Origin of the sequence: Tumidithrix helvetica PCC 7403 (genome assembly GCF_965232925.1) — a bacterium.
GTDB lineage: Bacteria > Cyanobacteriota > Cyanobacteriia > Pseudanabaenales > Pseudanabaenaceae > Tumidithrix > Tumidithrix helvetica.
Genome location: NZ_CBDDRA010000036.1, coordinates 41,853 through 47,852, shown reverse-complemented (window position 1 = coordinate 47,852; position 6,000 = coordinate 41,853). Strand labels below are relative to the sequence as shown.

Here is a 6,000-nt window from a genome sequence, read left to right as displayed (position 1 = left end):
GATCTCTCTTGTACAGGCTTCTAGTCTTTCTTTGTCTTCTGGACTCATTGTTTTATAGGGCTTAACTTTGATCGATTATCCCACTCTGCTTTGCTAAGTATTTCTACTTATTACCTAATTGAGATGCTCCCTATCTCATTATTCTTTTGCACAATTTCGTGCAGGATAAGAACAGATTCTCTAGCGTCATTTTCTAAAACTTCAAGTTCCCATATTGCTCTTTGACAGATTTTATTGTCACTATTTTTAAAATCCTCCAATACTTTGATTAGCTCTTGTACTAGTGCTTTTCGATTCTCCTTCAATATTTCGATTACAGCCTCAAATGCCTCTATGCGAACATCTTCGCTAGCATCCATTGAAAATCTAGCCCGTAAATCTTCAATAGCCTCTAAAGCACTACTCTTCCATCTTTTCAGTGAAATTGCTGAAGCTTTTCGTACTTCTATACTACTGTTCTTCAAAAAAAATGTGATTTCAGCAACCGGAACCATTTGGCCTTCAATTCTCGAAATCGTCTCAATGGTATTCACCTTTACTAAGTCGAACCTTTTTCTTTCTTCTTGATTCAGGGATTGGCGATCTTGGTAAGCGTCTAATAAATTCTTTAGTGTATAAATCTTAGGCAAAGCTGATTCAGCCAAATTTTCTAGAATAGCAAAACTATTCAAGGCAGCAATAACTTGCTCGAACCTTTCCAAAATCTTCTGAGTATTTTCTGGATTCATTGGGATGTAGTGAAACACATCCAAAAATATCTCATCAACAGGAATTGACTCTTCTTTAATTCTTGCAATCGCAATTTTACTACTATAACGAACAGGCAAAGCCTCACCTTCAAATGTACTAGCTTCTAATTCTGGTATTGCATCTTTTGCATCCTTTCCAATTTCACCAAGGCTTTCTGCTGCCTGTTTCCGAACTTCCCAATTACTGTTTTGATATAACTGTTTGACTAATTCACGAATATTTGCTGGCTCTTTTTCAATTGATACAATTGCCTTTAATTCGCTAATACATACTTCTATTTTTGTTTCGCAATTAGGGACGATCAGAGCACGAAAATTAGATACTCTATCCACTAAGTATTTGATAGCATCTTTTGCCTCATCACCTAAAGATCCAAGTTCTTCTGCCGCTGTTTGTCGCGTTCTCCAGTTAGGGTTAGAGAGTTGTTCAATGAGTTGAGAGACTTTCTCTGAAGGCATAGGATTTTAAGGTACTGTTAGTCTTAACGATTGCAAAAATATGGCGAATATAAACTAATTGTATAACAATCATTTCAAATCTAATACTAACCCACCCAGCAAAGCCGTTGCTGCTGCCACATTACTTTTTACGCCGCGATCTCTAATCTCATCAGTTGTGCCACTGACCTTTATGTTTCTTCACGATTATTTGTTTGGCTCAACTCTGTAAAGGGCAATAATCTCTCAAATTTTTGAAAGACGTCAGTAGGTTGTTCCCAGAGTCTGATTGCATCAAACTCATGATGGGTGGTAGCTAACATGAAAATGGACAAGGGATAGTGGAAGACGGCAATATCTTCGCTAATGCGCTTTCAGGTGTGGAAATTATGGAGTCAGGGAATCTGACGATTCGACAGAGTAGGATTAACTGCAATGAAAATTGGGCTATCCAATTGCATACCAATGGCAAAGGAACTGTGGAAAATTGTGATTTGATAGGCAATAAGCGCGGGGCTTTTGATATCGGATCTGGGTCGCAAATACAGCGCAGCAACAACAAAACCTAAGAGGCAGAGAGTATTGGCAATTCTTTATGTTTTGAAGCAGATGATAAGATAGCGATGGGTGATGTGACGAATATCGATTAGCTCAAAGAGAAAACTGATGGTACAAGTCCCTGAGAAAACCTTGACGATCGCTGAGTTTCTGCAACTACCAGAGACTAAACCTGCGACGGAATATATTAACGGTCAACTTTTTCAAAAGCCGATGCCACAGGGAAAACATAGCAAATTACAAGGACGAATTGTAACGGTAATTAACGAAGTGGCTGAAAAAGCGCAAACAGCCTTAGCCCTTCCAGAACTGCGCTGTACCTTTGGTGACAGGTCAATCGTACCCGATATTGCTGTATTTACATGGAGCCGAATTCCGTTAGATCGAGAGGGAGACATTGCCAATGCGTTCAACGCACCACCTGATTGGACAATTGAAATTCTGTCTCCAGACCAAAATCAGTCAAAAGTGACAGCCAATATCTTGTATTGCCTCAAGTTTGGTTGCCAGATGGGATGGTTGATCGACCCCAATATCAAATCTGTTTTGGTCTATCCATCAGGGCAACAACCAGAATTTTTACAAGAGTCAGAGGATGTTCTCCCTGTTCCTAACTTTTTGACCTCATTACAACTGACCGTCGGCGATTTGTTTAGCTGGTTAAAACCTGGAACCTTTTAGTCGAGCATAGAACTGCGATTCTATCAGTTGACTCTGCTAGCAAGAAAACGATACCAATCGTAGGCGATCGCGATATCCGTAAAAGGAATCTGAGAGATCTCACCCGATCGCGCTACAAGTTCGATCGCTATATCCTTCGCTTTGGTTGGCAGTTCCACTTGCGAACCCTCTGGCAAATCCTGAATTGGAACTTCTATAAGCTTGCGATCTAACTTCAGGCGAACCTGCTGAAGGTCGGGCAAATTCACGGATTTGAGCGCGATCGGTTCTTTTCTGGTGGGCTTGCCCCATGTGAGGCGATCGCCCTTTTGTCCTAGCACCGCGTAAATATCAAACTTATGCCGCTCAAACTGAGTTGCCCATTGCTTATAGGCTTCTATTTTTTGATATTCATTCCATCCCGACCATGCTAACCAAATAAATATACTTAGCAGGGGCAGCCATAAAAGTCCGCGTTCCATAGGTAGTTATCAGCTTTCAATTTTCAGTTCTCGGCTATGGGGAATGGGTAATCGATAATTGGCGGCTTCCTCTAAGTTATTGGCTTCCATCTCGTTCATGCTATCTAAATTTTTCCAGATTAGATTTAAGAGAATATCCAGTCCTTTTTGAGCTGCTGCCGAAATAATAATGGGCTTACTTGGGAACTGAGAAGCGATCGCTTCGACTTGTTCGGGTTCCACTGCATCGAGTTTGTTGAGCACGAGGATCTGCGGCTTTTCAGATAAACCATGCCCATAGGCATCCAATTCGCTCTGAATGGTGTGATAGTTTCCCAACGGATCTTCGGCGGTCATATCTACCATGTGTAACAAAAGGCGAGTGCGTTCGACATGGCGCAAAAAATCATGCCCTAAGCCAATCCCCATCGCAGCGCCCTCGATTAATCCTGGGATATCGGCAAAAACGACACCATCGCCGCTAGGTTTCGATACTACGCCCAAGTTAGGTACAAGCGTGGTAAAAGGGTAGTCGGCCACCTTCGGACGGGCTGAAGAGACCACAGAGATGAGCGTGGACTTCCCAGCATTGGGCAACCCAATAATGCCGACCTCAGCAATCAGCTTTAGTTCTAAACGCAACTCAAATTCTTCCCCTTCTAAGCCTGGGAGCGCGTATTCGGGGGCGCGATTGCTATTGCTCAAAAAGTACTTATTGCCCATGCCGCCCTTGCCACCCTTGGCAACGACAAAGGTTTGACCGTGTTCGGTCAGATCGCCCATGACTTCTTCGGTTTCAGAATTAATTACGACGGTGCCGCAGGGAACCTTGATGACGCGATCGCTTCCCCTGGCACCTGTCATATTACTCGTGCCGCCGCGCTTACCGTCATCGGCTTTATAGATCTTTTGAAAGCGCAAATCTAGGAGGGTTTGCAAGTCGCTCACAGCCAGAAAGATCACCGAGCCACCATTGCCACCATTTCCCCCAGAAGGTCCTCCTGCGGGTACGTATTTTTCGCGTCTAAAGGCAACGAGACCATCTCCTCCTTTGCCACCTTTAACGTGAATTTCGACTTGATCGATAAACTGCATACCTTAGGACTATAAATGGAATAAAAATTTTCACCAGATACCATCCTAAGCAAAATCTGACGAAAACAGTTGCTTAAGTTAAGATTGGGTGTAATTTATGCGGGGATCTTAACGGGAAATATTGCCCGATCGCACCCAGCCTATTTCTTTGGTGGTTTCCTGACGAATATAAACCCACTCGCGATCGGGGGTTTCTTTGAGGACAGATATTTTGGCGTTGTAATCGGCACCGCCAACCCTAGGAGCTGACTGGCTAGGTTCGGATCGCAAAACCAATCCCATACTGGCATTTACTTTGCCAGCATATTTGACGTCAGCAGCAGGCGTAGCTTTTGCCACTAATTGGGGTTTGGCTAAAGGCGAAGGTTTAATTGCAGCGATCGGCAATGTTGGTTTGGGCGGTGACTTAATATCATTCGCAAATTTCGGGCGTTGGGGCGGTGTATGGTAGGGCACAATCACATACTTCCAAGTAGCGAACCCGATCGCAAGAATAAGACCAGCACTGAAAGCCAAGCTAACACTAGATTTAGCAGTATCTGGGAATCTCATCAGTCAATACACCTATCTCGTTACATATCTGATAATTCGTTCAACTATCTCAACAGCAGACCCTTTGGATCGTTTTGAGATAGTTGACTGAATAGATTAACCTATGTTGGCGGATTTAGCACAACAAAAAATTTACTTAAAAAGCCATGAGTTTTATTACAAGATGTTAAGCTGACTGGCTCAACCAAAGCTTGAAATCGCCGAAATAAAGCGTTTAGCAATTAGCTGTAAGGGGCTCAGCCTCGTACGCTAATTTTTCCAATGCGATCGCTGAGCCATCACGCACCCAAACAATTTGTTTGATCCCCCGCGATCGGGCATAGTCTCTCACCAATTGCTCTGAGCGAAATGCTAGCTCTAGCTCCACAGATGGACGTTCGACAGAGGCGCGTAATTCGGCAGCACGAACAAAAGCGTTATGCGTTGCCTGTGGGGTACAGGGAACCACCAAATAATCAGTGGTTTGGGTGGTTTGGGGTAATGTGGCAAGTAAAACTTGGTGCAAATCCTCCATATTTAAGCAAAAGCCAATACTGGGGTATGCGATCCCCTGAGGATGGTAGACCCCTAACAAGCGATCGTAGCGCCCACCTTGAGCGATTACATGGTTATCACAAACTACTTCAAACACAATGCCCGTGTAATAGTCAAATGTTTGAATTAAACTCAGATCTAAAACCAGCACATTCGCAAAACCAGCAGATTCCAACAGATCGACCAAAGATTTAACGTGGTTGATTTCGTTGCTTAACGCAGATGCCCAAGCAAAGGTTGACAATCTCGCTAAAACGTCTTGGGGACGACCGCGCAGGTCAATCAATTGCAAAGCCCTTTCTTTGACCGAATCTGGAATCTCTAGGTTCTCTAGCTGAATTCGATCCAAATGAGCTAAGCAATGACGAATTTTTTCACGATATTGCGATGGAAATGTCTCAATTAGCGTCCCAGTTAGTCCAGCATCTCCTAGGATCACCTGCCAATTCGTCAGTTCAACCTGCTTGAGACACTCAGCCAAGAGCAGCAAAATCTCACCGTCAGCCAGTAAACCTGCGCCACCCAGTAACTCTACGCCTGATTGGTAATACTCTTGCAGACTCGCCAACAATGGTGAGCCTGACTCGCTTTTGCGTCGAAAGACATTGGCACTGTAGTAGAGCCTTTGGGGAGAGTTTGTAACTTCTCTACTTAAACGAGCAGCATAGGCACGGGCGATCGATGCGGTGAGTTCGGGTCTGAGACCTAAAACGTCCATCCCACTGCCATAGAGTTGAATTACGGACTCGGGTTGTACAGTACCGCCTGCTGTCAGTGTTTCTAGTCGTTCGAGGGTTGGTGTGATGATTCTCTGATAACCCCATGATTGAAATACGTTTTGCAAACGACTCTCAATCCACCGCTTTTGAGCGACATCTAGCGGCAATAAATCTTTGGCTCCGATCGGAAGCTGATGCACCATGTGTTTTTGTTACGCTTTACACAAGAATCCT

7 protein-coding genes are annotated in these 6,000 nt (G+C 43.9%); 2 read left to right on the top strand and 5 right to left on the bottom strand.

The genetic code is table 11. The features are described from left to right. Positions 1 to 110 precede the first annotated feature (110 nt). Positions 111 to 1,208, bottom strand: coding sequence for a HEAT repeat domain-containing protein (locus ACP2WE_RS23265; protein ID WP_425217908.1), 1,098 nt, complete (start codon positions 1,206 to 1,208; stop codon positions 111 to 113). A gap of 317 nt (positions 1,209 to 1,525) precedes the next feature. On the opposite strand from ACP2WE_RS23265, the gene ACP2WE_RS23260 reads away from it, so the two are divergent. Beyond that, complete coding sequence (locus ACP2WE_RS23260; protein ID WP_503473947.1) at positions 1,526 to 1,756, top strand: right-handed parallel beta-helix repeat-containing protein; 231 nt, start codon at positions 1,526 to 1,528, stop codon at positions 1,754 to 1,756. A 97-nt stretch (positions 1,757 to 1,853) separates the two neighbouring features. Continuing rightward, the gene (locus ACP2WE_RS23255; protein ID WP_425217906.1) at positions 1,854 to 2,426 is read left to right on the top strand and encodes a Uma2 family endonuclease; all 573 of its coding nucleotides are present in this window, start codon (positions 1,854 to 1,856) and stop codon (positions 2,424 to 2,426) included. 23 nt (positions 2,427 to 2,449) lie between these two features. Here the strand turns inward: ACP2WE_RS23255 and ACP2WE_RS23250 are convergent, their stop codons facing one another. The 4 genes from ACP2WE_RS23250 to ACP2WE_RS23235 form a co-directional block, all read right to left on the bottom strand. Beyond that, entirely contained in the window at positions 2,450 to 2,887 is a 438-nt protein-coding gene (locus ACP2WE_RS23250; protein ID WP_425217905.1) for a hypothetical protein, read from the bottom strand. 9 nt (positions 2,888 to 2,896) lie between these two features. Continuing rightward, positions 2,897 to 3,961 carry a GTPase ObgE gene (gene obgE / locus ACP2WE_RS23245; protein ID WP_425217904.1) on the bottom strand — a complete coding sequence of 355 codons (1,065 nt, stop codon included), beginning with the start codon at positions 3,959 to 3,961 and terminating at the stop codon, positions 2,897 to 2,899. Positions 3,962 to 4,069: 108 nt separating this feature from the next. Further along, positions 4,070 to 4,513 carry an SH3 domain-containing protein gene (locus tag ACP2WE_RS23240; protein WP_425217903.1) on the bottom strand — a complete coding sequence of 148 codons (444 nt, stop codon included), beginning with the start codon at positions 4,511 to 4,513 and terminating at the stop codon, positions 4,070 to 4,072. A gap of 214 nt (positions 4,514 to 4,727) precedes the next feature. Then, entirely contained in the window at positions 4,728 to 5,969 is a 1,242-nt protein-coding gene (locus ACP2WE_RS23235; protein WP_425217902.1) for an ATP phosphoribosyltransferase regulatory subunit, read from the bottom strand. Between the last annotated feature and the right edge of the window lie 31 nt (positions 5,970 to 6,000).